General features: G+C 75.5%; 23 protein-coding genes and 1 pseudogene. 11 read left to right on the forward strand and 13 right to left on the reverse strand.

The genetic code is table 11. The annotated features are described in order from the left end of the window. The first annotated feature begins 84 nt into the window (after window positions 1-84). On the forward strand, window positions 85-2,619 hold the full coding sequence (locus KSE_RS15060) for a CDP-glycerol glycerophosphotransferase family protein (protein WP_014136174.1): 2,535 nt from the start codon (window positions 85-87) through the stop codon (window positions 2,617-2,619). 82 nt (window positions 2,620-2,701) lie between these two features. Here KSE_RS15060 and KSE_RS15065 read toward each other — a convergent pair whose 3' ends face one another. From KSE_RS15065 to KSE_RS15090, 6 genes are all read right to left on the reverse strand, one after another. Continuing rightward, window positions 2,702-3,259 (reverse strand): 2'-5' RNA ligase family protein, encoded by a 558-nt coding sequence (locus KSE_RS15065; protein WP_014136175.1) that lies wholly within the window; start codon window positions 3,257-3,259, stop codon window positions 2,702-2,704. Next, window positions 3,259-4,296: a tryptophan--tRNA ligase gene (gene trpS / locus KSE_RS15070; protein WP_014136176.1), complete on the reverse strand. Its 1,038-nt coding sequence runs from the start codon at window positions 4,294-4,296 to the stop codon at window positions 3,259-3,261. The genes KSE_RS15065 and trpS overlap by 1 nt, the downstream gene beginning before the upstream one ends. A 29-nt stretch (window positions 4,297-4,325) precedes the next feature. After that, window positions 4,326-5,639, reverse strand: coding sequence for a hemolysin family protein (locus KSE_RS15075; RefSeq protein WP_014136177.1), 1,314 nt, complete (start codon window positions 5,637-5,639; stop codon window positions 4,326-4,328). A gap of 105 nt (window positions 5,640-5,744) precedes the next feature. Next, window positions 5,745-6,737: a malate dehydrogenase gene (locus KSE_RS15080; RefSeq protein ID WP_014136178.1), complete on the reverse strand. Its 993-nt coding sequence runs from the start codon at window positions 6,735-6,737 to the stop codon at window positions 5,745-5,747. Window positions 6,738-6,925: 188 nt separating this feature from the next. Continuing rightward, window positions 6,926-7,339 carry a DUF3017 domain-containing protein gene (locus tag KSE_RS15085; RefSeq protein WP_231873172.1) on the reverse strand — a complete coding sequence of 138 codons (414 nt, stop codon included), beginning with the start codon at window positions 7,337-7,339 and terminating at the stop codon, window positions 6,926-6,928. 5 nt (window positions 7,340-7,344) lie between these two features. Then, window positions 7,345-8,199: a bifunctional methylenetetrahydrofolate dehydrogenase/methenyltetrahydrofolate cyclohydrolase gene (locus KSE_RS15090; RefSeq protein ID WP_014136180.1), complete on the reverse strand. Its 855-nt coding sequence runs from the start codon at window positions 8,197-8,199 to the stop codon at window positions 7,345-7,347. Between the two features lie 238 nt (window positions 8,200-8,437). Between KSE_RS15090 and KSE_RS15095 the strand changes: the two genes are divergently transcribed. Then, window positions 8,438-9,184: an RDD family protein gene (locus KSE_RS15095; RefSeq protein WP_014136181.1), complete on the forward strand. Its 747-nt coding sequence runs from the start codon at window positions 8,438-8,440 to the stop codon at window positions 9,182-9,184. Between the two features lie 88 nt (window positions 9,185-9,272). On the opposite strand, the gene purH is transcribed toward KSE_RS15095, so the two are convergent. Both purH and purN read right to left on the reverse strand, forming a co-directional pair. Continuing rightward, complete coding sequence (gene purH, locus KSE_RS15100; protein ID WP_014136182.1) at window positions 9,273-10,856, reverse strand: bifunctional phosphoribosylaminoimidazolecarboxamide formyltransferase/IMP cyclohydrolase; 1,584 nt, start codon at window positions 10,854-10,856, stop codon at window positions 9,273-9,275. Then, window positions 10,853-11,512 carry a phosphoribosylglycinamide formyltransferase gene (gene purN / locus KSE_RS15105; RefSeq protein ID WP_231873173.1) on the reverse strand — a complete coding sequence of 220 codons (660 nt, stop codon included), beginning with the start codon at window positions 11,510-11,512 and terminating at the stop codon, window positions 10,853-10,855. Before purN ends, purH begins: the two co-directional genes overlap by 4 nt. Before the next feature lie 356 nt (window positions 11,513-11,868). Between purN and KSE_RS15110 the strand changes: the two genes are divergently transcribed. After that, window positions 11,869-12,444 (forward strand): hypothetical protein, encoded by a 576-nt coding sequence (locus tag KSE_RS15110; protein WP_014136184.1) that lies wholly within the window; start codon window positions 11,869-11,871, stop codon window positions 12,442-12,444. Window positions 12,445-12,503: 59 nt separating this feature from the next. On the opposite strand, the gene KSE_RS15115 is transcribed toward KSE_RS15110, so the two are convergent. Beyond that, complete coding sequence (locus KSE_RS15115) at window positions 12,504-13,526, reverse strand: Scr1 family TA system antitoxin-like transcriptional regulator (RefSeq protein ID WP_014136185.1); 1,023 nt, start codon at window positions 13,524-13,526, stop codon at window positions 12,504-12,506. A 304-nt stretch (window positions 13,527-13,830) separates the two neighbouring features. Here KSE_RS15115 and KSE_RS42820 point away from each other — a divergent pair, with 304 nt between their 5' ends. Together KSE_RS42820 and KSE_RS15130 are read left to right on the forward strand one after the other, a co-directional pair. Further along, complete coding sequence (locus KSE_RS42820; RefSeq protein WP_014136187.1) at window positions 13,831-14,094, forward strand: hypothetical protein; 264 nt, start codon at window positions 13,831-13,833, stop codon at window positions 14,092-14,094. Next, on the forward strand, window positions 14,091-14,399 hold the full coding sequence (locus tag KSE_RS15130) for a hypothetical protein (RefSeq protein WP_014136188.1): 309 nt from the start codon (window positions 14,091-14,093) through the stop codon (window positions 14,397-14,399). The genes KSE_RS42820 and KSE_RS15130 overlap by 4 nt, the downstream gene beginning before the upstream one ends. Here the strand turns inward: KSE_RS15130 and KSE_RS15135 are convergent. Both KSE_RS15135 and KSE_RS15140 read right to left on the reverse strand, forming a co-directional pair. Beyond that, window positions 14,360-15,017, reverse strand: a pseudogene (locus KSE_RS15135) (response regulator transcription factor). The gene KSE_RS15130 and the pseudogene KSE_RS15135 overlap by 40 nt on opposite strands. Window positions 15,018-15,019: 2 nt before the next feature. Then, entirely contained in the window at window positions 15,020-16,150 is a 1,131-nt protein-coding gene (locus KSE_RS15140) for a sensor histidine kinase (RefSeq protein WP_014136190.1), read from the reverse strand. A 105-nt stretch (window positions 16,151-16,255) separates the two neighbouring features. Between KSE_RS15140 and KSE_RS15145 the strand changes: the two genes are divergently transcribed. The 5 genes from KSE_RS15145 to KSE_RS15165 all read left to right on the forward strand — a co-directional run bounded on the left by KSE_RS15145 (window position 16,256) and on the right by KSE_RS15165 (window position 20,070). Next, window positions 16,256-16,777 carry a MarR family winged helix-turn-helix transcriptional regulator gene (locus KSE_RS15145; RefSeq protein ID WP_014136191.1) on the forward strand — a complete coding sequence of 174 codons (522 nt, stop codon included), beginning with the start codon at window positions 16,256-16,258 and terminating at the stop codon, window positions 16,775-16,777. A 98-nt stretch (window positions 16,778-16,875) separates the two neighbouring features. Further along, window positions 16,876-17,349 carry a hypothetical protein gene (locus KSE_RS15150; RefSeq protein WP_014136192.1) on the forward strand — a complete coding sequence of 158 codons (474 nt, stop codon included), beginning with the start codon at window positions 16,876-16,878 and terminating at the stop codon, window positions 17,347-17,349. Beyond that, window positions 17,346-18,212: an NmrA family NAD(P)-binding protein gene (locus KSE_RS15155; protein WP_014136193.1), complete on the forward strand. Its 867-nt coding sequence runs from the start codon at window positions 17,346-17,348 to the stop codon at window positions 18,210-18,212. Before KSE_RS15150 ends, KSE_RS15155 begins: the two co-directional genes overlap by 4 nt. A gap of 212 nt (window positions 18,213-18,424) precedes the next feature. After that, the gene (locus KSE_RS15160) at window positions 18,425-19,333 is read left to right on the forward strand and encodes an ABC transporter ATP-binding protein (RefSeq protein ID WP_014136194.1); all 909 of its coding nucleotides are present in this window, start codon (window positions 18,425-18,427) and stop codon (window positions 19,331-19,333) included. Next, window positions 19,330-20,070 (forward strand): ABC transporter permease, encoded by a 741-nt coding sequence (locus KSE_RS15165; protein ID WP_014136195.1) that lies wholly within the window; start codon window positions 19,330-19,332, stop codon window positions 20,068-20,070. Before KSE_RS15160 ends, KSE_RS15165 begins: the two co-directional genes overlap by 4 nt. 55 nt (window positions 20,071-20,125) lie before the next feature. Here KSE_RS15165 and KSE_RS38445 read toward each other — a convergent pair whose 3' ends face one another. After that, window positions 20,126-21,400: a cell division protein PerM gene (locus KSE_RS38445; RefSeq protein ID WP_014136196.1), complete on the reverse strand. Its 1,275-nt coding sequence runs from the start codon at window positions 21,398-21,400 to the stop codon at window positions 20,126-20,128. Window positions 21,401-21,517: 117 nt separating this feature from the next. Here KSE_RS38445 and KSE_RS38450 point away from each other — a divergent pair, with 117 nt between their 5' ends. Next, window positions 21,518-23,041, forward strand: coding sequence for a LuxR C-terminal-related transcriptional regulator (locus KSE_RS38450; RefSeq protein WP_014136197.1), 1,524 nt, complete (start codon window positions 21,518-21,520; stop codon window positions 23,039-23,041). Window positions 23,042-23,188: 147 nt separating this feature from the next. On the opposite strand, the gene sucD is transcribed toward KSE_RS38450, so the two are convergent. Continuing rightward, window positions 23,189-24,082, reverse strand: a complete 894-nt coding sequence (gene sucD, locus KSE_RS15180) for a succinate--CoA ligase subunit alpha (RefSeq protein ID WP_014136198.1) — start codon at window positions 24,080-24,082, stop codon at window positions 23,189-23,191. Window positions 24,083-24,098 lie beyond the last annotated feature (16 nt).

The raw sequence follows: 24,098 nt of genomic DNA on the forward strand, positions 1-24,098 counted from the left end.
ATGATTAAATAACGTCAATTCCCTCCGCTTCCCGAAAGCGGAGGGAATTGACATTTCCCGGGAAACTGCGCTGGGATATCGCAGATGCCCCCTCTGGCACGGCACCGCACCCCCCCTGGCAGCGCCCGGCCCGCCGAACCCCCCGCCGCCCTCGCCGCCCTGCGCGAGGCCGCCTGGGACGGCGGCGCCCTGGTCCTGCACGGCGAGGGCCGGATGGCCGGAATGCCCGGGGACCGGCCCGGCCGCACCCGGGTCGTCCTGGAACTGCGGCCGCTCGACGGCTCCCGGCGCACCGCCGTCCGGCTGCGCACCGTCCCCCGCTACCTGCCGGAGGCCACCGACGACAGCGGGCAGAGCGCGCACGCACTCGACTGGACCGGCTTCACCGCCCGGCTCGACCCCGCCGCCCTCCGCCCCGGCCCCGGCCCGGACGGCACCGTCTGGCGGGTCGAGGCCGCCGTCACCGCCGGACGGCTGCTGGCCCGCGCGCCGCTCGCCGCGCACTGGTGCGGCAGCGGCGAGTACCCGCCGGCCGGCTGGAGCGCGGACGGCCTGCACCTGGCGCCGCACACCCTGGACGGCACCCTGCACCTGACGGCCCGCCGGCCCGCCGTCCGCGTCACCTCCTGCCGGGCCCGCCCCGACGGGTTCGAACTGCGCGGCACCGCGACCGGCCCCGGCGGCGGGCCGCTGCTGCTGCGCCACCGCGACACCGGCGAGCTGATCCAGACCCAGGCGCACTGGCGGGGCGACGAGTTCACCGCCCTGGTCGGCACCGTCCCGCGCCCCTCCCCCGGCCACTGGGACGCCGCCCTGGCCCTGCCCGCCGGCCCCGCCCCGCTGCTGCTGCGCGCACCGCTCCGGGGAACCGCCCAACTGCCGCTGTCGCCGCCGCTGTCGCCGTCGCCGCCGCGCCGGCTCCCGGCACCGCGGCGCGAACTCCCGGCGCCGGACCGGGCGTTACCGGACGGGACGGCCCCGCCCTCGGCGCCGCCGGGTGCCGGGCCGGTGCTGTACGCCAAGCAACTCGCCGACGACCGGCTGCAGTTCTGCGTCCAGCCGGCCGAGCCCCGGGTCGACCTGGTCGTTCCCGGCGAGCAGTGCTTCGAGCTGGCCGGGGAGTACCCGGGGGCGGCGGACGCGGGACCGCTGGAGTTGGTGCTGCGGCACGCCGGTGACGGCCGCGAGCGCCGGGCTCCGGTGCGCCCGGCGGCGGGCGGGCGGTTCGGCGTCCGGCTGCCGCTCGCCCCGGCCGGGCCGGACGGGGTGCCCCGGCCGCTCGGGAAGGGCGTCTGGGAGGCCCTGCTGCGCCCGGTCGGCCCGGCCGGGGCACCCGGGGTGCCGGTGCGGCTGCACCCGGCGGTGCTGCCGCTGCTGCCGGCCCGGGCGCGGGTCGGCGACAAGTCCTTCCTGCTGCAGCGGCGCTGGCACGACACGCTGATCGTGGACAGCCTGCCGGTGCTCTCCGCGGTCGAGCGCAGCGCCCACCGCCAGCACCTGCTGCGCGCCGAGTCCTACCCGGCCGCCCGGCGCCGCCCGCTGCGCGACGCGGTGCTGTACGACGTGTTCGGCGGCCGCGGCTACGCCTGCAACCCGCGCGCCGTGCACGCCGAGCTGGCCCGCCGGGGTGGTCTTGAGCACCTGTGGGTGGTCGAGGACGGCCAGGAGCGGCCCCCGGCGGGCGCCCGCGCGGTGCGCCAGTGGAGCCCGGAGTGGTACGAGGCGCTGGCGACCTGCCGCTACCTGGTCGGCAACACGCACTTCCCGGAGTTCCTGCGCCGCCGCGAGGGCCAGGTGGTGGCGCAGCTGTGGCACGGCACCCCGTTGAAGCGGATCGCGCACCGGATGCCGCCGGGCTGGGCGTCCGCCGACGGCTACCTGGAGCGGCTGGAGCGCGAGGTGCGGCAGTGGAGCCTGCTGCTGTCGCCGAGCCCGTTCGCCACCCCGGAGCTGCGGGCGGCGTTCCGCTACCGGGGCGAGGTGCTGGAGGCCGGCTACCCGCGGACCGACCGGCTGGCCCGGCCCGACCCGGCCGAGGCGGCCGCGATCCGCCGCCGGCTGCGGCTGCCGCCCGGCCGCCGGGTGGTGCTGTACGCCCCGACCTGGCGCGACGACCGGCCGGGGGCGGGCGGCCGGCACGCCTTCGACCTGCGGATCGACCTGGCCGCCGCCCGGGCCGCGCTGGGCCGCGACCACGTGCTGCTGCTGCGTCCGCACGTGCACGTCGGCGGGGTGCTGCCGGACGACGACTTCGTCCGCGACGTGGCGGACCACCCGGACGTGCAGGACCTGCTGCTGGTCGCCGACGTGCTGGTCACCGACTACTCGTCGGTGATGTTCGACTTCGCGGTGACCGGCCGGCCGATGGTGTTCTTCGCCTACGACCTGGAGCACTACCGGGACGTGCTGCGCGGCTTCACCTTCGACTTCGAGGCGCTGGCGCCCGGCCCGCTGGCGCGCACCTCGGCCGGGCTGGTGGCGGCGCTACGGGACCTCGACCCGGCGCGGTACCGGGAGGCCCGCCGGGTCTTCCGCGAGCGGTTCTGCCCGCTGGACGACGGCGGCGCCGCCGCCCGGGTCGCGGACCGGCTGCTCGCCCTCGGGGCCGGGGGCGGCTGAGGCCGGCCGGGGCGGCTCCCCGGCGGGGCTGCCGCCGCCCGCGGCGGCGCCCGCCGGCGGGAGGGGTCAGCCGGCGGAAGGGTCAGCCCGCGCCGAAGCGGAAGGCCGAGCAGGGCCGCCAGACCGCGTCCGCGCCGAACCGGGAGAGGACGAACTCGGCGACCTCGAAGACCGCCCGGAAGCCCCGGGCCGCCTCGTAGGCGGCGTCCAGGGCCGGTTCGGGCACGCCGTGCGCGACGGTGACGTGCGGGTGGTAGGGGAAGGCCAGTTCGCGGGCGAGCGGGCCGGAACGGACCTCGGCCTCCAGCACCCGGCACTCCTGGGCGCCCTCCTCGACCCGGATGAACACCACCGGGGAGACCGGCCGGAAGGTGCCGCTGCCCTGCAGCAGCATCCGGAACGGGCGCTGGGCGGCGGCCACCGCCCGCAGGTGGCGCTCCACCACGGGCAGGAAGCCGGTCCGGGTCTCGGTCGGCGGGAGCAGCGTGACGTGGGTCGGTATCGACCTGGCCTGCGGGTCGCCGTGTCCGGCCCGGGCGTCCTGCACCAGGCTGCCGTACGGCTCCGGGACGTGTATGGACACGCCGATGGTGACGGCCTCGTCGAGGCCGTCACCCTCGGTGGCGGCAGCCGTCGGCATCAGCGCTTGGGCGCCAGGAAGCCGACCCGGTCGTAGACCTCGGCGAGGGTCTCGGCGGCCACCGCGCGGGCCTTCTCGGCGCCCAGCGCGAGGACCCGGTCGAGTTCGGCCGGGTCGTCCAGGTACTGCTGGGTGCGGGCCTGGAACGGGGTGACCCACTCGGTGAACAGGTCGGCCAGCTCGGTCTTCAGGGCGCCGTACATCTTGCCCTCGAAGTGCGCGACCAGCTCGTCGACCGACCGGCCGCTGAGCGCGGAGTGGATCCGCAGCAGGTTGGAGACGCCGGGCTTGGCCGCCTCGTCGTAGCTGACGACGGTGTCGGTGTCGGTGACCGCGCTCTTGAACTTCTTGGCGCTGGTCTTCGCCGGGTCGAGCAGGTTGACCAGGCCCTTGTCGGTGGCCGCGGACTTGCTCATCTTCGCGGCCGGGTCCTGGAGGTCCTGGATCTTGGCGGTGGCCTTGAGGATGTACGGCTCGGGGACGGTGAAGGTCTGCCCGTAGCGGGTGTTGAAGCGGTCCGCGAGGTCCCGGGTGAGCTCCAGGTGCTGGCGCTGGTCCTCGCCGACCGGCACCGCGTCGGCCTGGTAGAGCAGCACGTCGGCGACCATCAGCACCGGGTAGGTGAACAGGCCGACCGTGGTGCGGTCGCTGCCCTGCTTGGCCGACTTGTCCTTGAACTGGGTCATCCGGGCGGCCTCGCCGAAGCCGGTGAGGCAGTTCATCACCCAGGCGAGCTGGGCGTGCTCGGGCACCTGGGACTGCACGAACAGGGTGCAGCGCTCCGGGTCGAGGCCCGCGCCGAGCAGCTGGGCGGCCGAGATCCGGGTGTTCTGCCGCAGCACCGCCGGGTCCTGCTCGACGGTGATCGCGTGCAGGTCGACGACCATGTAGAAGGCGTCGTTGGCCTCCTGCAGGTCGACCCACTGGCGCACCGCGCCGAGGTAGTTGCCCAGGTGGAAGGAGCCCGAGGTGGGCTGGATGCCGGAGAGCACCCGGGGGCGGCCCTTCACGGGACCGGTGACCGCTGCGTTGACCATGGGGCCATTGTTCCAGTTCTCCCGGCCGGTCAGGAAACCTCTCGGCCGACCGGGTCGGCCGGTGTGACGGTGCTCACCCGCAGCCGTTCGATCCGCCGCCCGTCGAGCCGGGCGACGGTCAGCCGGGTGCCGTCGGCGGTGACCACCTGGTCGCCCTTGCCGGGCAGCCGGCCCAGTTCGCGGACCACGTACCCGGCGACCGTCTCGTACGGGCCCTCGGGGAGGGCCAGGCCGGTCTCCTCGGCGAAGTCGGCGAGGTTGAGCATGCCGTCGAGCTCGACGCCGCCGCCGGCCAGCCGGCGGGTGGCGGTGGTGTCCTGGGCGTCGTACTCGTCGCGGATCTCGCCGATCACCTCCTCGACCAGGTCCTCCAGGGTGACGATGCCCGCGGTGCCGCCGTACTCGTCGACCACGATCGCCAGGTGGTGGCCCTCCCGGCGCATCTCGCTCATCGCCTCCAGCACCCGCTTGGTGGCCGGCAGCAGCTTCACCGGGCGGGCCAGCTCCCGCACCCGGACGACCCGTTCGCCGCTCGCCCCGTACAGGTCGCGGACGTGGACGAAGCCGGTCACCGCGTCGTACGAGCCCTCCACCACCGGGTAGCGGGAGTGCGGGGCGGAGTCGGTCTCGTGCCGGACCTCGGCGACCGGGCGGTCGCCGTCGAGGAAGGTCACCTCGGTCCGCGGGACCATCACCTCGCGCAGCTGGCGCTCGCCGGCCGCGAACACCTCGTTGATCAACTCGCGTTCGTCCGAGCCGAGTTCGGTGCTGGCGGCGACCAGGCCGCGCAGCTCCTCGGGGCTCATCACGCCGCGTCCGGCGGCCGGGTCGCCGCCCAGCAGCCGGACCATCAGGTTGGTGGAGTGGCCCAGCAGCCAGATCACCGGCCGCAGCACCACCGACATCACGTCGACCACCGGCGCGGCCAGCACCGCGATCGACTCGGCCCGCTGCAGGCCGATCCGCTTGGGGGTCAACTCGCCCAGCACCAGCGAGGCGTACGAGATCACCAGGGTCAGGCCGACCAGCGCGACCGCGTCCGCGACGCCCTCGGACAGGCCCGCCCGGACGAACACCGGCGCCAGCTTGCCCGCCAGCGTGTCGGCGCCGAACGCCGCCGACAGGAAGCCCATGCAGGTCACCCCGACCTGCACCGCGGCCAGGAACCGGTTCGGGTCCGCCGCCAGGTGCGCGGCGCGCGCGGCCCGCCGCGACCCCGCCGACTCCAGGGTGCGGATCTGCCCCTCGCGCAGCGAGATCAGCGCGATCTCCGCGACGTTGAACAGCCCGCCCAGCACGATGAACACCAGGACGAGCGCGGCGTCCTGAAGGGTTTCGCTCACGGCCCGAGTGTAGGGCGGCCGGCACCCGGAGGGCGGCGGCCACCCGCAGGGGAACGGCCGGGCACCCGGTGGGTGCCCGGCCGTTCGGCCGCTGTGCGGAGGGGCTCAGATGAGGCCGAGCTCCTGCACCGCGTCGCGCTCCTCGGCGAGCTCGCCGACCGAGGCGTCGATCCGCTTGCGGTCGAACTCGGAGAGGTCCAGGCCCTGGACGATCTCGAACTTGCCGTCCTTGGTGGTGACCGGGAAGGACGAGATCAGGCCCTCGGGCACGCCGTACGAGCCGTCGGAGACGATGCCCATCGAGGTCCAGTCGCCCGCCGGGGTGCCGTTGACCCAGGTGTACACGTGGTCGATGGCGGCGTTCGCGGCCGAGGCGGCCGAGGAGGCGCCGCGGACCTCGATGATCTCGGCGCCGCGCTTGGCGACCTTCGGGATGAAGAAGTTCTCGACCCACTCCTGGTCGCCGCCGACGGCGTCGAAGGCGGCCTTGCCGGAGATCTCGGCGTGGAACAGGTCGGGGTACTGGGTGGCCGAGTGGTTGCCCCAGATGGTGACCTTCTTGACGTCCTCGACGGTGACGCCGGCCTTCTTCGCGAGCTGGGCGACGGCGCGGTTGTGGTCCAGGCGGGTCATCGCGGTGAAGCGCTCGGCCGGCACGTCCGGGGCGTTGCGCTGGGCGATCAGGGCGTTGGTGTTGGCCGGGTTGCCGACCACCAGGACCTTGATGTCGTCCGCGGCGTTGGCGTTGATCGCCTTGCCCTGCGGGCCGAAGATGCCGCCGTTGGCGGAGAGCAGGTCGCCGCGCTCCATGCCCGCGGTGCGCGGACGGGCGCCGACCAGCAGCGCGACGTTGGCGCCGTCGAACGCGACGTTCGCCTGGTCGGTGATGGTGATGTCGCGCAGCAGCGGGAACGCGCAGTCGTCGAGCTCCATGGCGACGCCCTCGGCCGCCTTGAGGCCCTGCGGGATCTCCAGCAGGCGCAGGTTCACCGGGACGTCCGCACCCAGCAGGTGACCGGAGGCGATGCGGAAGAGCAGCGCGTAGCCGATCTGGCCGGCGGCTCCGGTGACGGTGACGTTGACGGGGGTGCGAGTCATTTCAGCCTTCTCCTGCGATCGCCAGGTGCCCCAGGCACACCGGCGCGCTGGAGCCGAGGATGATCTCTCGATATCGAGAGACCTGGGCAAGGCTATCGCAAGGCGCCCGGCCCCACCGACCGGGGCTCGCGACAGCCCGGGGGGAGCCGGACGGGCCCCCGGGCCCGCGCGGCTCCCCCCGGCGCGGGTCAGCGCATCGGGTGCCCGATCAGCCGGCCGATGTTCTCCAGCGCCGGCACCCGCAGCCACGGGTCGGGCTGGGCGACCAGCGTGAGCAGCACGATCGCGCCGCCCAGCAGGAACATCAGGGTGACGTCGGTGAACCGGCTGCGGACCGCCAGCAGGCCGACGTCCGGCAGGCCGAGCCGGAGCAGCGCGCCGAGCAGCAGCGCCGCGCCGACCGCGATCAGGCCGAGGCGGAAGCTGCCGGCCCAGGTGGCGAGCAGGCCGGCCGCCGCGACGACCAGGACCAGCGTGATCGGCCACTGGCGCAGCGCGAGGGTGTGCCGGCGGCCGAGCGCGGCGGCGGACCCCTCGGGGGGCAGGGTGCCCTGGGTGGTGGCGGGGGGACGGCGGCGGCCGCGCCGCATGACGGCGGGCACCGCTCTCAGAGGCCGGCGCGGCGCTCGGCCGCCTCGACGATGTTGTTGAGGAGCATCGCGCGGGTCATCGGGCCGACGCCGCCGGGGTTGGGGGAGATCCAGCCGGCCACCTCGGCGGCACCGGGGTGCACGTCGCCGACGATCTTGCCCTCGCTGCGGGAGACGCCGACGTCGAGGATCGCGGCGCCGGGCTTGACGTCCTCGGGCTTGACCAGGTGCGGGACACCCGCGGCGGCGACGATGACGTCGGCGTTCTTCAGGTGCGCGGCGAGGTCCCGGGTGCCGGTGTGGCAGAGCGTGACGGTGGCGTTCTCGCTGCGGCGGGTGAGCAGCAGGCCGATCGAGCGGCCGACGGTGATGCCGCGGCCGACCACGACGACCTCGGCGCCGTCCAGCGCGACGCCGTGCCGGCGGAGCAGCTCGACGATGCCGAGCGGGGTGCAGGGCAGCGGGCCGTCGATGCCGAGGACGAGCCGGCCGAGCGAGGTCGGGTGCAGGCCGTCGGCGTCCTTGTCCGGGTCCATGAGTTCGAGCACGCGGTTCTGGTCCAGGCCCTTGGGGAGCGGCAGTTGGACGATGTAACCGGTGCAGGACGGGTCGGCGTTGAGCTCGCGGACGACGTTCTCGACGTCCTCCTGGGTGGCGGTCGCGGGCAGCTCGCGCTGGATCGAGGCGATGCCGATCTCCGCGCAGTCCCGGTGCTTGCCGTTGACGTACCACCGGCTGCCCGGGTCGTCGCCGACCAGGACGGTGCCGAGGCCGGGGACGATGCCCCGCTCCTTGAGGGCCGCCACGCGGACGGCGAGTTCGGACTTGATCGCGGCCGCGGTGGCCTTGCCATCGAGAATCTGGGCAGTCATGGGTCCATTCTCCCGGATCCCGGGGGCGGCCGTGCCGCCGGACCGCCTGCCGGACGGCGGGGCGGCGGGGCGGCGGCGGGCGGCGGCGGTGGCGGTGGCGCGGTGGCCGCGCGGTGGCGGCGCGGCGGCGGTTGACCGGCGGCCGTTCGGGATGGTCCGCTACTCTGCCCCGCGATCGGCGTCACCGCTCGCCCGTCCCTGTCCGTCCCGTTCACGCTCCTTCCTGCCGGAGGCACCGATGAGCTACCCGCCCGACCCGAACAACCCGTACGGCCAGCAACCCCCGCCGCCCGGGTACGGCTACCCGCAGCAGGCCCCGCCGCCGGCCGGGTACGGCTACCCGCAGCAGGCCCCGCCGCCGCCGGCCGACTACGGGTACGGCTACCCGCAGCCGCAGGTGCCGCCGCAGGTCGGGTACGGCTACCCGCAGATGCCGGGCGTGCCGCAGGTCGCCAACGGCTACCTGACCCTGGCGCACCTCGGCCCGGTGCGGGTCGCCGGCATGGGCCAGCGCTTCCTGGCCCGGCTGCTGGACGGCGTGGTCCTCTCGGTGTTCCTGACCCTGGCGATGGTGGCGGGCCTGGCCGGCGCGGTCGGCCTGCTGAAGGAGCCGGAGAGCTGCAAGACGAACAGCTTCGCGGACTACTCGGCGTGCACCGACGACACGAACACCAACGCGCTGATCGCGATCGGCGTGATGACCCTGGCCGGCTTCGTGTTCATGCTGGTCTACGAGTGGCTGATGGTCTCGCTGGCGGGCGGCACCGTCGGCAAGCTGGCGCTGGGCCTGCGGGTGGTCCGCGAGCGCGACGGCCAGAACCCGGGCCTGGGCGGCGCCTTCGTCCGCTTCATCATCCCGATCGCGGGCGTGCTGGTCTGCTACATCGGCGCGGCGCTGGTCTACCTGTCGCCGGTGTTCGACAACTCCGGCAAGCAGCAGGGCTGGCACGACCGGGCGGCCGGCACGGTGGTGATCAAGCGCTAGTGCCGGCGCCCGCCGGACGCCCGAGGGCCCCGCACTCCCGGTCGGGAGTGCGGGGCCCTCGGCGCGAGCGCGCGGGGTCGGCGCGGGCTCAGTGGAAGAAGTGCCGGGCCCCGGTGAGGTACATGGTGACGCCGGCCTTCTCGGCGGCCGCCACGACCTCCTCGTCGCGGATCGAACCGCCGGGCTGCACCACGGCCTTGACGCCCGCGGCGAGCAGGATCTCCAGGCCGTCGGCGAACGGGAAGAACGCGTCGGAGGCGGCGTAGGAGCCGACCGCGCGCTCGCCGGCCCGCTCGACGGCGAGCTTGCAGGAGTCGACCCGGTTGACCTGGCCCATGCCGACGCCGACCGAGGCGCCGTCCTTGGCGAGCAGGATCGCGTTGGACTTGACGGCCCGGCAGGCCCGCCAGGCGAAGGACAGCTCGGCCAGCTCGTCGGCGGACAGCGCCTCGCCGGTGGCCAGCGTCCAGGTGGCCGGGTCGTCGCCGGCCGCGTCGACCCGGTCGACCTGCTGGAGCAGCAGGCCGCCGGAGATCCGGCGGGACTCCAGCGCGTCGGCGGGGGTCTCGGGGGCGCGCAGCACCCGCAGGTTCTTCTTCTTGGCCAGCACCGCGAGGGCGCCGTCCTCGTAGCCGGGGGCGACGACGACCTCGGTGAAGATCGGGGCGATCTGCTCGGCCAGCTCGACGGTGACCGGGCGGTTGACGGCGATCACGCCGCCGTACGCGGAGACCGGGTCGCAGGCGTGGGCCTTGCGGTGCGCCTCGGCGACGTCCGCGCCGGTGCCGATGCCGCACGGGTTGGCGTGCTTGATGATGGCGACGGCCGGGCCCGCGTGGTCGTACGCGGCGCGGCGGGCCGCGTCGGTGTCCACGTAGTTGTTGTAGGACATCTCCTTGCCCTGGAGCTGCTCGGCGCCCGCCAGGCCACCGGTCCCGTCGGTGTAGAGCGCGGCCTGCTGGTGCGGGTTCTCGCCGTAGCGCAGGACGTTGCCGAGCTCCCAGGTGGAGCCCAGGAAGGACGGGAACGCGGCCTCGGACTCGGTGTAGCCCGACTCCTCGAACCAGCTCGCCACCGCGACGTCGTACGCGGCGGTGTGCGCGAACGCGGCGGCCGCGAGGCGCTTGCGGGTCAGCAGGTCGAAGCCGCCGCCCCGGACGGCGGTCAGCACGTCCGCGTAGCGGGCCGGGTCGACCACGACGGCCACCGAGGGGTGGTTCTTCGCGGCGGCGCGGACCATGGACGGGCCGCCGATGTCGATCTGCTCGACGCACTCGTCCGGGGTGGCGCCGGAGGCCACGGTGGCGGTGAACGGGTACAGGTTCACCACGACCAGGTCGAACGGCTCGACGCCCAGCTCGGCGAGCTGCTCGCGGTGCGACTCCAGCCGCAGGTCGGCCAGCACGCCGGCGTGCACGCGCGGGTGCAGGGTCTTGACCCGGCCGTCCAGGCACTCGGGGAAGCCGGTCAGCTCGGAGACCTCGGTGACCGGGACGCCCGCGGCGGCGATCTTCCCGGCGGTGGAGCCGGTGGAGACGATGGCGACCCCGGCGGCGTGCAGGCCCTGGGCCAGCTCCTCCAGCCCGGTCTTGTCGTAGACGCTGATCAGCGCGCGCCGGATCGGGCGCACGTTCTCGGAGACGGGCTTGTGGGCGGAGGAAGCGGCGCTCATGCCGGAATCCATACCTTTCGGTCCTCGATGCGGTGTCCTTCGCGGGCCAGCCGGCCCACGACCTCGACGAGCAGCTTGCGCTCGACAGTCTTGATGCGCTCGTGCAGCGCCTCGCCCCCGTCGGCGTGGTCGGCGTCCTCGACCTCCACCACGCCCTGGGCGATGATCGGCCCGGTGTCGACCCCGGCGTCCACCAGGTGCACGGTGCAGCCGGTGACCTTCACCCCGTACGCCAGCGCGTCGGGGACGCCGTGCGCCCCCGGGAAGGCGGGCAGCAGCGCGGGGTGGGTGTTGACGGTGCGGCCGGCGAAGGCGCCGACGAACCCGGGGCCGAGGATCTTCATGAACCCGGCGGTGACCACCAGGTCGGGCCGGTGGGCGGCGACGGCGGCGGTCAGCGCGGCGTCCCAGCCGGCCCGGTCGGCGTGGTCCCCGACCCGCTCGACGAACACCGGGATCCCGGCCTTCTCGGCCCGCTCGATGCCCGCGATGCCGGTCCGGTCGGCGCCCACCGCGACGATCTCCGCACCGTAGGCGGGGTCGGCGGCGGCGTCGATCAGCGCCTGGAGGTTGGTGCCGGAGCCGGAGACCAGGACCACCAGCCGGGCCGGTCCGGGGGTACGGGGCGGGAACACTTGGGCGTCAGCGGCAGCCACGGCGCGATTCTCCGTACGTCGGGTGTCGCCCGCTGGTACGTCCACCCCACGGTGGGGCCACTACGGGCGGTGGCGGGTCGGGAGCCGGCGGCGGGACCGCCGGGGGCCGCGGCGCTGCGGGTGCCCGGGGAACCGTGGGAAGCTGCCGACCGTCACCACGATAACGGCTGGTGGGAGGCCACCCGTAACCGGACGGCAACGCTACGCGCGTAGTTGAGACGGGGATCTCCCGACCGCCCCGACCCGACCTTGGCAGGGTGCCGCACACCCGGGAACCGCCTGGGGGATCATTGACCGACCGCCCATCTCTCCCCCACACCGGGCGGGCCACCCGACGAGCAGAAACGGCCGACACCATGAGCAGCGGCGAGGACAGCGGCGAACGCAACCCCTTCGCGCCCCCTCCGCCCGGCGCACCCGACCAGCCCTGGCAGCCCCGCACCCCGCACCCCGACCAGCGGCGACCGGACGGCCGGACCGACGAGGACCACCCCCAGCCGCAGCGCGGCCCCCAGCCCGCCCCGAAACTCGACCCGGCCGACCCGTCCCACCGCGCGGCCCGCAACGCCCTCTACTCCGGCTTCGCCGCCCTGATCACGGCGCTCTTCACCCTCTACTGGCTGGCGTTCCCGCTGGCGCTGCTTGCCGTCTGGTACGCCGTCACCGTCCTGCGCACCCCCGCCGAGCCCGTCACCGACCCCTTCACCCCGCGCCCGGTCCGCCCCCAGGTCCCCGCCGCCCTCGGCGCCCTGATCACCGGCGGCCTCGCCCTGGTCATCTCGGTCAGCGCCTTCACCGTCCAGATCGCCTACCGCGACTACCTCAGCTGCCTCGACAACGCCGTCACCCAGGAAGGCAGCCACAGCTGCGCCCAGGACCACGACGCCCCGGCCTGGCTCAGCGACCTGATGTCCGCCGACGACAAGCGGTAACCCGCAGTCACGGCAACGCCCCCGACCACGAGAACCGGCCGGGGGCGCCACCCACTCGCTCAGACCGCGCCGGCGAAAGCGCTCCACGCGGAGACCGGCACCGTCAGGTACGCGCCCTCGGGGTCCTTGCTGTCACGCACCAGCACCACGCCGGCGGACTCCGCGAAGGCGGTGCTGATCTCGACGCACGCGCCGCCGCTGTCGGAGTAACTGGACTTGAACCAACTGGCCTTGGGCAGGTCAACAGGAAGCATGTTGCATAGATCCTTCCGAACCTTGCTGATCAGCACGAGCGAGTCAGCCGGGGGGAGTGCTTCAGCCTGCAGTCGATGATAGTCGTCCACCCAGCCCGCCACGATTTCGCTTTCGCGTTCGACATAACCTCGTTGATGCGTCTCGGTGTATCCCACCAACGATCCGTCAGCCATCGTCAGGAGATAAACCGGCTGCCGGTACGGACGCCTCGCTCCACCGGCGAAGGGCATGACCTGGAGGATGACGTTGGGTCGCGCGGACAGCTCGGCCAGCCAGGCAAGTTGCCGGGCCGCCACCTCGGGGGATCCGATCACCGTACGGATGCAGCTCTCGTCCAGCACCATGTGCAGTTCCGGCGGATTCGGCAGACTCAAGGGCGCCTGCCGGCCGAGCAGCACTCCGACTCGTTCGGCGGCCTGCTCTACGGTCACGGCCCCACGCTCCACATAGCTGCCGTGAACCGCTCGCGCGAACTCTTCCGTCTGGGCGATTCCCGGGGAAATCCCGATCTCCCACACCCGAATTCGGCGGGCTGTCGCCTCCAGGCCGACGTACTCCGGGAACCCCTCGTAGAACGCGGTGTGGCCCAGCATCCACCACGCGCCCTCCAGCGCGCCCGCCGCGCCGAGCGCGCGGTCGACGTCCCGGACGAACTCGACCGGGGGGCGGCGCTTGCCGTTCTCGATCAGGGAGACGTACGCGCCGGTGTAGCCGGCCCGGTGGCCGAGTTGCTCCTGGGTGAGGCGTTCGCGTCGGCGCCGCTCGCGGAGTTGCCAGCCGAAGGCCGCGAGTGGGGATGACGAGGGGTCAAGTCGGTTGATCCGCACGCGCGTTCCCGCCTATTCAACTCAATCAAGTGTTGATTAGAAACGCTTCCGATCGTAGCCAGCGATGCCGATGCTGGTGACGCAACGGAGAAAGATCGGAGCACACGGTGAGCGAACGGGATGGGCCGTACCTGCCTTCCGGCGTCGGCGAGTTGGTGCTGGACCGGGAGTCCGGGGAGGTCGTCCGCTTCATGGGTGAGTGGGGCGGTCTGCTGTGGGTGCGCCCGGTCGGCGGCGGTACCGAAACGGAGGTCCGCCGGGACGGGTTGGCGCGAGTGGAAGCGAACTCGGAGGGGGAGCAAGGGTGTTGACGCCGGAGGACGGGCCGCCGGATGGGAGTCCGGCCGAGCGGGCGGCGCGGATCGGCGGGGCGCTGCACCGGCTGACCGGGCGGGAGCCGGTGGTCGAGCAGGTCGGGGGCGGGGCGTTCCGGGTCACCGCCCGGGTGACGGGGCTCCCGGACGAGGCGGTGGCGGCGGCGGTGCTCGGGGTGCTGCGGACGGGCGACCGGTTCGGGCACAGCAGGACGGGGCGCTGGGAGCGGCTGTGGGCGGAGGTGGGGGCGTGACGCCGGTCGAGTACTACCCGCACGGCCTGCCGGGGCTGGACTGGCACGCGGTCGGCGACGACCCGGACGGGGTGGTGCTGGCGAGTTCCCGCCACGGGGTGGCCATCGCGCGGGCGACGGACCCCCGGAAGGTGCTGTTCGTGAACCCCGACGAGTGGGCGGACCTCCGCCACGCGATCAAGCAGGGCCACTGCGACCACCTGCTCGGGGACCGCCTGCTGTGCGCGGATCCGACGGGCGGCGGCCAGTCCGGCCCGGGCGGCGGTCAGTCCGGTTCGGCCGGGGTGACGAAGCCCGACTCGTAGGCGGCGATCACCGCCTGGGTGCGGTCCCGGGCGCCGAGTTTGCCGAGGACGGCGCTGACGTGGGTCTTCACGGTCTGGACGCCGAGGTGCAGTTGGGCGCCGATCTCGGCGTTGGACAGGCCGCGGGCCATCAGCCGCAGCACCTCTCCCTCCCGGCCGGTCAGGCCGGCCCGGGCGACGGCGCCGCCGTCGGCGGCGTGCCCGGCCCGGGCGGCGGCGAGGCGGCGGATCGCGGCCGGGAAGAGCAGCGTCTCGCCGGTGGCGGCCAGCCGGACGGCCTGGACGACCTCGGCGGGGCGGGAGCGCTTGAGCAGGAAGCCGTCGGCGCCCGCGCGCAGCGCCTCGTACACGTAGTCGTCGGCCTCGAAGGTGGTGACCACCAGGATCTTCGGGGGCCGGTCGGTGCCGCGCAGGATCGCCCGGGTCGCGGCCAGGCCGTCCAGGCCGGGCATCCGGACGTCCATCAGCACCACGTCCGGGCGCAGCGAGCGGGCCAGGGCGAGCGCCTCGGCGCCGTCGGCGGCCTCGCCGACGACCTGGACGTCCGGTTGGGCGTCGAGGACGGCGCAGGCCGCAGCGGATCAGTTCCTCGTCGTCGACCAGCAGCACCTTGATCACCGTCACCGGCCCAACCGTAGCGGCAGCCGCACCCGCAGCAGCCAGTCCGGCCCGTCCGGTCCGGCCGCGCAGTCGCCGCCGAGCAGCACGGCCCGTTCGCGCACGCCGCGCAGCCCCTTGCCGCCGCCTCTGCGTGAACTCCCGCCGCCGGTACGGGCGTTGCGGCATTCGAGTTCCAGCGTTCCGGCGTCGAGCGCGGCCCGGATCCGGATCGGGGCGCCGGGCGCGTGCCGCAGCGCGTTGGTGACGCCCTCCTGGAGGATCCGGTACGCCTCGCGGGACAGCACGCCGGGCAACTCGGCCGCCCGGACGTCGAGTCGGGCGTCGACGGGGCTGCCGGCGGCGGTCGCGGCGGCGAGGATCTCGGCGGCGCGGTCCAGTCCGGGCCGTTCGGTGGCGGCGGCGTCCGGGGTCTCGCGCAGCAGCACCAGCATCCGCTCCAGGTCGTCGAGGGCGCGCCGCCCGGTGGTCTCGATCGCCGCCAACGCCCCTTCCCGGAAAGCCTGGTCGGGGATCTCGCGGGCCGCGCCCGCCTGCACGACGGTGACCGTCAGCGCGTGCCCGATCGAGTCGTGCAGTTCGCGGGCCAGCCGGTTGCGCTCCAGCAGCCGCTCGGCCCGGGCCTCGGCGGCGGCCAGCCGCTCCACCCCGGACGGCCCCAGCAGCCGTACCGCCAGGGCGAGTTGGAGCCGCCCGGCCCACACCACCAGCCAGAGCAGGGCGAAGGCGGCCGGCGGCGCGAGCAGCGGCAGGTCCGCCGCCGCCCGGACGACCGCCACCGTCGCCGCACCGAGCAGCACACTCAGGGCGACCCGGGCGACCAGCCAGCACGCCGTCCGCCCCCGGTCGGCCCAGCCCGCCGACGGCGCGACCCCGATCTCCTCCTCCCGGGCGGGCCCGAGCAGCAGCCGCGCCTGCACCCCCTCCCCGCGCCGCACCCCGGGCACCAGCGCCACCAGGCAGAGCAGCGGCACGTCCAGTCCGACCGCCCCCAGCACCACCCGCCCGGTCGGCACCCCCTCCGTCCCCGGGTACACCAGCAGCAGCACCCCGGCGAACACCAACCCGACCATCAGGTGCAGCCAGCGGGTGTACGTGACGGGGCGCAGCAGCGGGGCGAGGAGTGCGGGCATCCGGCCATCCTGCCCCGCCGCGGGGCCGCCCGGTGGGGCCGTCCGGCTGGCCCGCCGGACTCGGTGGGCTTGACGGGCCAGATGATTAGCCGCCATATTACTTCCATGAGCCAGGACCCCGACCACACGTCCGCCCAGCCGACGCTGGACCAGGCCGCCCGCCAGATCCGGCACTACGGGCTGACCGCCGACCCGCAGTCGGTCCTGGTGATGGTCCGGCTGATGGCCGCCGGGGCCCGGCTCGGGCAGGCGGCCGAGGCGCACTTCGGCCGGTTCGGCCTCTCCACCGGCCGCTACCGGCTGCTCGCCGACCTGGAGGACTGCGGCGGCGAGAAGTCGCCGTCGCAGCTGGCCGCCGGGCTCGGCGTCTCGCGGGCCACGGTGACCGGCCTGGTGGACGGACTGGAGCGGGACGGCCTGGTGGCCCGCCGCCCCTCCCGGGAGGACGGCCGGGCCAGCGTCGTGGTGCTGACGGCGCGCGGCGCGCAGCGCCTGCGAGAGATGGCGCCCGAGCACTTCCGGCGCCTGGAGGCGGTGGTCGGCGGCCTCACCGAGGCCGAGCGCGGGACGTTCCTGGAGCTGCTGGAGCGGATCGCGCGCGGCATCGGGGAGCTGACCGCCGAATAGCGGGCACCCCGCACCGCCCCATGCGGCCCCGCCGATCGGCGGGGCTTTTCATCGCCCATATGGTTAGGCAGCTAATTACTGCCTCGGGGAGGAACCGCATGACCAAGGACGACCGACACCGAGCCCAACCCGCCGACGGCCCACCGCCGTTCGCGCTCTGGCGGGAGGCCGCGACGGCCTACGCCGCCCCGGCGCTGACCGCGGGCGCCGGCGCGCTCATCGGCGGGAACACCGAACTGCTACGGGCCGCCGGCACCTCGATCGCCGGCACCTCGGCCGTGGTCGCGCTGCTGGCCGGCGGCTGGCTCCAGCTCTCCGGCCGGCGCCGCCCGACCCGGCCCGGCCGCCGGGCCCTGCTCTCGCTGGCCGGCGCCGCGCTCGCCGCCGCCCCGGCCCTCGCCCTCGGCTGCGCGGCCCGGCGCTGGCTGCCCGACTGGACCGGACTCCCCGGCGGGCCCTGGCTCGACCGGCTCCCGCTCGACCTGCCGCTGTCCGCGGCGCTCGCCGCCGCGATCGTCGGCTGGCGCTGGCGCGGCCGGTTCACCACCCACCCCTCGAAGGGAAAGCGATGATCATCGTGATGGGAGCCACCGGCTCGACCGGCGGCGCACTGGTACGCAGCCTGACCGGCGGCGCGGTGCCCTGCCGGGCGCTCAGCCGCGAACCGCACCGGCTGCGCGCCCGCCTCGGCCCGGCGGCCGACCCGCTGGTCGAGGTCCGCGCCGCCGACGCGGCCGACCCGGAATCGCTGCGCGCCGCGTTCCGCGGCGGCCGCCAGCTCTTCCTCACCATGGAGAACGGCCCCCGGCAGGTCGAGTTCGAACTGCGGGCCGTCGCCGCCGCCCTGGACAGCGGCATCGACCACATCGTCAAGATCTCCTCCCCCGCCGCCGAACCGGACTCCCCGGTCGCGATCGCCCGCGGCCACCACACCGTCGAGACCCGGCTGCGCGCGGCCGGCGTCACCGCCACCGTGCTGCGCCCCTACGCGTTCATGCAGAACCTGCTGCCGCTCGGGCCGGGCGTCGCCCGCGCCGGGCTGATCACGAGCGCGATGGGCCACGCCCCGTGCAACTACGTCGACTGCCGGGACATCGGCGACGTGGCCGCCGCCGTCCTCACCCGGCCCGAACTGGCCGGCGGCACCCACACCCTGACCGGCGCCGAGACCTGGTCCTTCGACCGGCTCGCCGACCTGCTCGGCCGCCTGCGCGGCACCCCGGTCCGCCACCTGGACCTGACCCCCGCCCAACTGCGCTCCCACCTGACCACCGACCGCGGCCTGCCGGACTGGCTGGCGGCCCACGTCGCCGAGATCCAGCACCTCGCCCTCACCCGCCCCGAACACCCCACCGACACCGTCACCCGCCTGCTCGGCCGCGCCCCGCGCGGACTGGAGCCCTTCCTCACGGAGCACCTCGACACCTTCCGCTAAGCCTCGCGGAGCGGCGGGAGCGGCCGGGGCGCCAGGGCCGGCGGAGGCGGTGGTCAGGGCGGCCGGGGCTTTCGAACCGCCGACCTCCGCCTTGTCAGGGCGGCGCTCGGCCGCTCCCTCTCAGGAGGGAGGGGAACCACCCCTGCGCGGGATCCGGCCGCTCCCGGGCCGGCGGTTGACTCGGAACAGGCAACCGGCAGAGGGGAGTTCCCGTGATCGAGGTCCGCGACCTGACCAAGGCGTACGGCGGGCGGACGGTCGTGGACGGCCTGACGTTCCGGGTCGAGCCGGGGCGGGTGACCGGGTTCCTGGGGCCGAACGGGTCGGGCAAGTCGACGACGCTGCGGATGGTGCTGGGCTTGGACCGGCCGACGTCCGGCGCGGCGCTGGTGGACGGGCGGCCGTACGCCGCGCTGGAGCGTCCGCTGTGCCGGGTCGGCGCGCTGCTGGACGCCCAGGCGCCGCACCCGGGCCGGACCGCGGCCGGGCACCTGCGGTGGATCGCCGCCTCGCACGCGCTGCCGGCCCGCCGGGTCGGCGAGGTGCTGGCCGGGGTCGGCCTCGCCGAGGTCGCCGGCCGCCGGATCCGGACCTTCTCGCTGGGCATGCGCCAGCGCCTGGGCATCGCGGCGGCGCTGCTCGGCGACCCGGCCGCGCTGCTGCTGGACGAGCCGGTGAACGGCCTGGACCCGGAGGGCATCCGGTGGATCCGGGAGTTGCTGCGCCGGCTCGCGGGCGAGGGCCGGGCGGTGCTGGTCTCCTCGCACCTGATGGCGGAGATGGCCGTCACCGCCGACCGCCTGGTGGTGATCGGCCGGGGCCGGCTGCTCGCCGACTCCTCCACCGACGCGTTCCTGGCCCGGCACGGCCGCCGCCGGGTCCGGGTCCGGGCCGTCGACCCGGCCGCGCTGGCCGCGCTGCTCGCCACCGCCCACCCGGACGCGGTGCCCGCCGGCGACGGCGCGTTCGACGTCCCGGACGCCGACCCCGGCCGGCTGGGCGCGCTGGCCGCCGAGCACCGCGTGGTGCTCGTCGAACTGTCCGTCACCCACGACACCCTCGCGGAGACCTTCATGCGGATGACCGCCGACACCGTCGACTACCGGGCGGTGCCGGCGTGAGCGCCACCACGCACCCGCTGCGCGCCGAGTGGGCCAAGTTCGCCACGCTGCGCCCGCTGTGGGCGGCCCCGCCGCTCGCGGTCCTGCTCAGCGCCGGGATCACCGCCGCCGTCCAAGCCGCGTACGGCCGCACCGACACCTCGCTGACCGGCGACCCGATGGAGGGCCTCTCCTACGGGCTGAACTTCGGCCAGGTCGCGGTCGCCTGCCTGGGCATCCTGCTGATCGGCCAGGAGTACGCCGCCGGGACGCTCGCCACCTCGCTCGCCGCCGTCCCGGACCGGCTGCGCTTCTACCGCGCCAAGCTGCTCCTCGGCACCGGCCTGGGACTGGCGGTCGGGCTGGCCACCGTCGGCGGGCAGCTCGCCGCGACCGCCGCGACGGTGGGCCTCCGGCTGTCCGCGCCGGGCAGCGCGCGGGCCCTCGCCGCGGAGGTGCTCTACCACCCGCTGCTGCTCGTCCTGTGCCTGGCGCTCACCACCGTCCTGCGCAGCCAGACGGCCGCCCTCGGCCTGCTCTCCCCCGCCGTCTTCCTCGGCACCACCGCCCTCGCCGCCGTGCCCGGCCTGCGCGAGGCCGCCCGGTTCCTCCCCGACCGGGCCGGCCGGTACGCCCTGCGCCTCGCCGACACCCCGGGCACCCCCTACGGCCACACCACCGGCCTGCTGCTGATGGCCGCCTGGACGGCGGCGGCCGTCCTGGCGGGCCTGCGCACCCTGCGCCGCGCGGACGCGTAGCCGCGCGACGGCCCCGGCCCGCTCCCCCGCCGCTCCCCCGCCGCTCCCCGTACGGCTACGCGGCCAGCCGGCACACCAGCCGGTACGCCCCCAGCCGGGCACGGAGCACCGGGCCCGCGCCGGGGCCGCCGTCGCGGCCGAGCCACCAGCGGTGCAGCAGCGCGCCGGGGAGGGCGAGGGCGAGCAGCCAGCCGGTCTGGGCGAGGGCGAACTGCCAGCCGACCGGGCCGAGTTCGGACATCCGGCCGGGGCCGAGCGCGCCGCCGGCGAGGTACCCGGCGAGCAGGGCGGGCGGGATGGCGGCGAGGGCGGTCGCGATGGCGGCGGCCGCGGTCTGGGCGGGGGTCCAGCGGGTCGCGGCGCGGCCGAGCAGCAGGGCGGCGGCGGCCGCGGCGGCCACCGGGGCGGCGCCGGCGAGCAGGTGCCAGTCGGGGCCCCGGTCGGCGGGCAGCAGGGCCAGCAGCGGGAAGTCGGGGAGGGCGCCGGTCCGGGTGCCGAACGGTCCGGCGTGGCCGTCGGTGCCGACCGCGAAGCCGACGCCGAGGGCGTAGCCGGCCGACCAGACCAGCGCGTTGGGCAGCACCGCCAGGCAGGCCAGCAGCATGCCGAGCCAGTCGGCGGTGCCGCCGCCGAGCCGCTGCGCGTGCTGCCCGGCGGAGCCGAGCAGCACGGCGGTGGCGAGCACCACCCCGCCGCCGGCCGTCAGGGCGAGCAGCCAGCCGGCCAGGGCCCGTCCGACGGCCGGTCCGGCGCCGTCCGGCCAGAGCGCGGGGGGCAGCGGCAGTCGGGGCAGGGCGAGCGGGCGGCCGAGTCCGGCCCACAGGCCGTGGCCGAGCGCGCCGCCGGCCAGCAGGGCGACGGCCGCCAGGTCGGGCAGCGCGCGGGAGCGCAGCAGGGCCTGCGGGTCGGCGCACTGGGCGACGGCGACGGCCGCGACCAGCAGGTAGCCGGCGTACACGGCGAGCGGGGAGCGCCAGCGCAGCCATCCGCGCCCCCTGGCGCGCCGGGCCTGGCGGCGGCCGGCCCGGGAGAGCAGCACGGCGGTGACAACGGTGAGCAGCAGCGGCGCGACGGTCACCGGCGCGGCCCCCGGCCCCCGGACGAGCGGCCCGCCGTGGCCCAGCAGCCAGAGCCCGCACACGGCCCGGGCCGCGTCCCCGGCCGTGTCGTCGCCGTACGGGGCCAGCACCCAGAGGCCGAACACCGGGGCGGCGACCACGGACAGGGTGAGCAGCGCGGTGCGGACGCCGGTGAGCAGGTCGGTGAGGGTGGAGCGGCTTTCCAAGTCGCTCGGCAGGCCCAGGATCGGACGGCCCATCAGCTGCGTCATGGCCCTCATGCTGCCAACACCACCCGTTGAGAGGTGTCAACGCGCACACCTTCGCCGTGTCCCGGATTATCAGTACATGTGCCTTTTTCCGGGACGGACCCGCCACGGAGGAGATCGGTGACCACGCCTTCGACCGCCGAGCCCGAGCCGACCACCGGAACCTCACCCCGGGCACGCGAGGACGCCGAACTCCTGCTGCGCCGCCTCGCCCCGCGCGAGGCCGAGGCGCTGGCCCGACTGGCCGCCGGCGACGACCTGCGCGCCATGGCCCGCCACCTGGGCGTCGCCCCCGGCACCGCCCGCAACCACCTCAACCGGGCGATCCGCAAGCTCGGCGTCCGCGACCGCGAGGAAGCCGTCGCCCTGGTCACCGCCCTCGCCCCGGCGGCGGCCCCGGCCGTCCAGCCCGCGCCCGCCGCCGAGCCCGCCGAGCCCGCCGCGCCCGAGGCCGAGCCCGCCGAGTTCGTCGGCCCGCCGCTCCCCCCGGCGGCGGCGCCGGCCCCCGAACCCCCGGCCCCCGAAACCCCGGCCGACGGCGACCGCGTCGACGGCGACCCGACCGGCGAGCCCGAACCCGACTACGCCCCCGTCCCGGCCTCGTTCGAGGAGTTCGCCGCGCTGGTCCACACCCGCCTGGTCCAGCAGGTGTTCCTGCTGACCGGCCACCGCCACCGCGCCGCGCACTGCGTGCACCTGGCGCTGGGCGCGGCCGGCCGCCGGTGGGCGGAGGTGGCGGCGGAGCCGGATCCGGAGGGGTGGGTGCGCAGGGAGGCGTTCGACCTGGCGCTGTCGCCGTGGCACCGGGGCGGTCCGCGGCGGACGCACCTGCTGCGCCGGCCGCGGCGGCGGATCGCGGTGGACGCGGCGGGGGCGCCCGAGCCGCCGGAGCCGCCGCAGAAGCTGACGCAGCGTGACCGGGCGCTGGTGAAGGCGCTGCTGCGGCTGTCGCGGCCGCGGCGGCGGGCGCTGGTGCTGCACGACACGCTGGGCCTGCCGGTGGAGCTGGTCGCGGTGGAGGTGGAGTCGAGCACGGCGGCGGCGGAGCGCCGGGTGCGTTCGGCGCGGGCGGCGCTGGCCCGGGAGGTGCCGGCGCTGGTCGGCGAGGACCCGGAGGACCCGGAGTTCGCGGAGCGGCTGGCGGCGCTGCTGCACCGGGCGGCGGTGCACGGCTGCCCGGGGCCCCGGCTGCCGTCGGCCGCGCGGCTGGTCGCGGACAGCCGGCTGCACACCGGGCTGGTGACGGGCGGGGCGGCGGCGCTGACCGTCGCGGTGGGCGCGGCGGTGGTGACCACCCTGCTGGGGGTGGGCCCGTCGGAGCTGGTGCGTCCGGCGCCGGTGCGGGCGACGGCGTGCACGGCGGCGGGTTCGGGCAGCGCGGGCCCGGCCGCCCCGGACGGCGCCCCGGGGCTGCGGACGCCGTGGTGCGGTCCGACGCCCGGCGTCCCGGCCCGGCTGGTCGGCCCGCCCGGGCAGCTGCCGCCCCCGCCGGAGGGGTCCGCGGCGGGCCGGTCGCGCGCCGACCTGTTCGCGGCCCGCCGCTCGCCGTTCGCCCCGGCGGCCGCCGAGCGCCGTCCGCTGCCGCCGCCGATGGCCGCCCCGTGCGGCCCGGCGGAGCTCTGCGCCCCGCCGTCCGCGCCCTGACCGTCCGCGCCCTGACCGTCCGCACGTCGAAGCGGAGCGGCCCGGAGAAGCGCCGAGGCGCCGCACACCCCCCGGTTCGGGGACGGTGTGCGGCGCCTCGGTGTCGTCCTGCCGCGGCCGACCACCGGGGTCGGCCGCCGCGGCTGACTACTGCGCGGCGGCGGCGATCAGCTCGCGGGCCAGGCGGGCGGTCTCGGACGGCGTCTTGCCGACCTTGACGCCGGCGGCCTCCAGGGCCTCCTTCTTCGCCTGGGCGGTGCCGGAGGAACCGGAGACGATGGCGCCGGCGTGGCCCATGGTCTTGCCCTCGGGCGCGGTGAAGCCCGCGACGTAGCCGACGACCGGCTTGGTGACGTGCTCGGCGATGTAGGCCGCGGCCCGCTCCTCGGCGTCGCCGCCGATCTCGCCGATCATGACGATCAGCTCGGTCTCCGGGTCCTCCTGGAACGCCTTGAGGGCGTCGATGTGGGTGGTGCCGATGACGGGGTCGCCACCGATGCCCACCGCGGAGGAGAAGCCGAGGTCACGGAGCTCGTACATGAGCTGGTAGGTCAGGGTGCCGGACTTCGACACCAGACCGATCTTGCCCGGGCCGGTGATGTTGGCCGGGATGATGCCCGCGTTGGACTGTCCGGGGCTGATCAGGCCGGGGCAGTTCGGGCCGATGATGCGGGTCTTGTTGCCCTTGGCGCCGGCGTGGGCCCAGAACGCGGCGGTGTCGTGCACCGGCACGCCCTCGGTGATGACCACGGCGAGCGGGATCTCGGCGTCGATCGCCTCGACCACGGCCGACTTGGTGAACGCCGGCGGGACGAAGATGACGGTGACGTCGGCACCGGTCTTCTCGATCGCCTCGGCCACGGTGCCGAACACCGGAACCTCGGTGCCGTCCACGTCCACGGTGGTGCCGGCCTTGCGCGGGTTCACACCGCCGACGATCTGGGTGCCGGAGGCGAGCATGCGGCGGGTGTGCTTCATGCCCTCGGAGCCGGTCATGCCCTGGACGATGACCTTGCTGTCCTTGGTAAGGAAGATAGCCATGGTGTTAAGTCCCCTT

Origin of the sequence: Kitasatospora setae KM-6054 (assembly GCF_000269985.1) — a bacterium.
GTDB classification, from domain to species: domain Bacteria; phylum Actinomycetota; class Actinomycetes; order Streptomycetales; family Streptomycetaceae; genus Kitasatospora; species Kitasatospora setae.

What these genes read in the sequence shown, in the direction of transcription:
- KSE_RS15060 (WP_014136174.1), top strand. Translation starts at nt 85, where the DNA reads ATGCCCCCTCTGGCACGGCACCGCACCCCCCCTGGCAGCGCCCGGCCC.
- KSE_RS15065 (WP_014136175.1), bottom strand. Translation starts at nt 3,259, where the DNA reads ATGCCGACGGCTGCCGCCACCGAGGGTGACGGCCTCGACGAGGCCGTC.
- trpS (WP_014136176.1), bottom strand. Translation starts at nt 4,296, where the DNA reads ATGGTCAACGCAGCGGTCACCGGTCCCGTGAAGGGCCGCCCCCGGGTG.
- KSE_RS15080 (WP_014136178.1), bottom strand. Translation starts at nt 6,737, where the DNA reads ATGACTCGCACCCCCGTCAACGTCACCGTCACCGGAGCCGCCGGCCAG.
- KSE_RS15090 (WP_014136180.1), bottom strand. Translation starts at nt 8,199, where the DNA reads ATGACTGCCCAGATTCTCGATGGCAAGGCCACCGCGGCCGCGATCAAG.
- KSE_RS15095 (WP_014136181.1), top strand. Translation starts at nt 8,438, where the DNA reads ATGAGCTACCCGCCCGACCCGAACAACCCGTACGGCCAGCAACCCCCG.
- purH (WP_014136182.1), bottom strand. Translation starts at nt 10,856, where the DNA reads ATGAGCGCCGCTTCCTCCGCCCACAAGCCCGTCTCCGAGAACGTGCGC.
- KSE_RS15110 (WP_014136184.1), top strand. Translation starts at nt 11,869, where the DNA reads ATGAGCAGCGGCGAGGACAGCGGCGAACGCAACCCCTTCGCGCCCCCT.
- KSE_RS15140 (WP_014136190.1), bottom strand. Translation starts at nt 16,150, where the DNA reads ATGCCCGCACTCCTCGCCCCGCTGCTGCGCCCCGTCACGTACACCCGC.
- KSE_RS15145 (WP_014136191.1), top strand. Translation starts at nt 16,256, where the DNA reads ATGAGCCAGGACCCCGACCACACGTCCGCCCAGCCGACGCTGGACCAG.
- KSE_RS15150 (WP_014136192.1), top strand. Translation starts at nt 16,876, where the DNA reads ATGACCAAGGACGACCGACACCGAGCCCAACCCGCCGACGGCCCACCG.
- KSE_RS15155 (WP_014136193.1), top strand. Translation starts at nt 17,346, where the DNA reads ATGATCATCGTGATGGGAGCCACCGGCTCGACCGGCGGCGCACTGGTA.
- KSE_RS38445 (WP_014136196.1), bottom strand. Translation starts at nt 21,400, where the DNA reads ATGACGCAGCTGATGGGCCGTCCGATCCTGGGCCTGCCGAGCGACTTG.
- sucD (WP_014136198.1), bottom strand. Translation starts at nt 24,082, where the DNA reads ATGGCTATCTTCCTTACCAAGGACAGCAAGGTCATCGTCCAGGGCATG.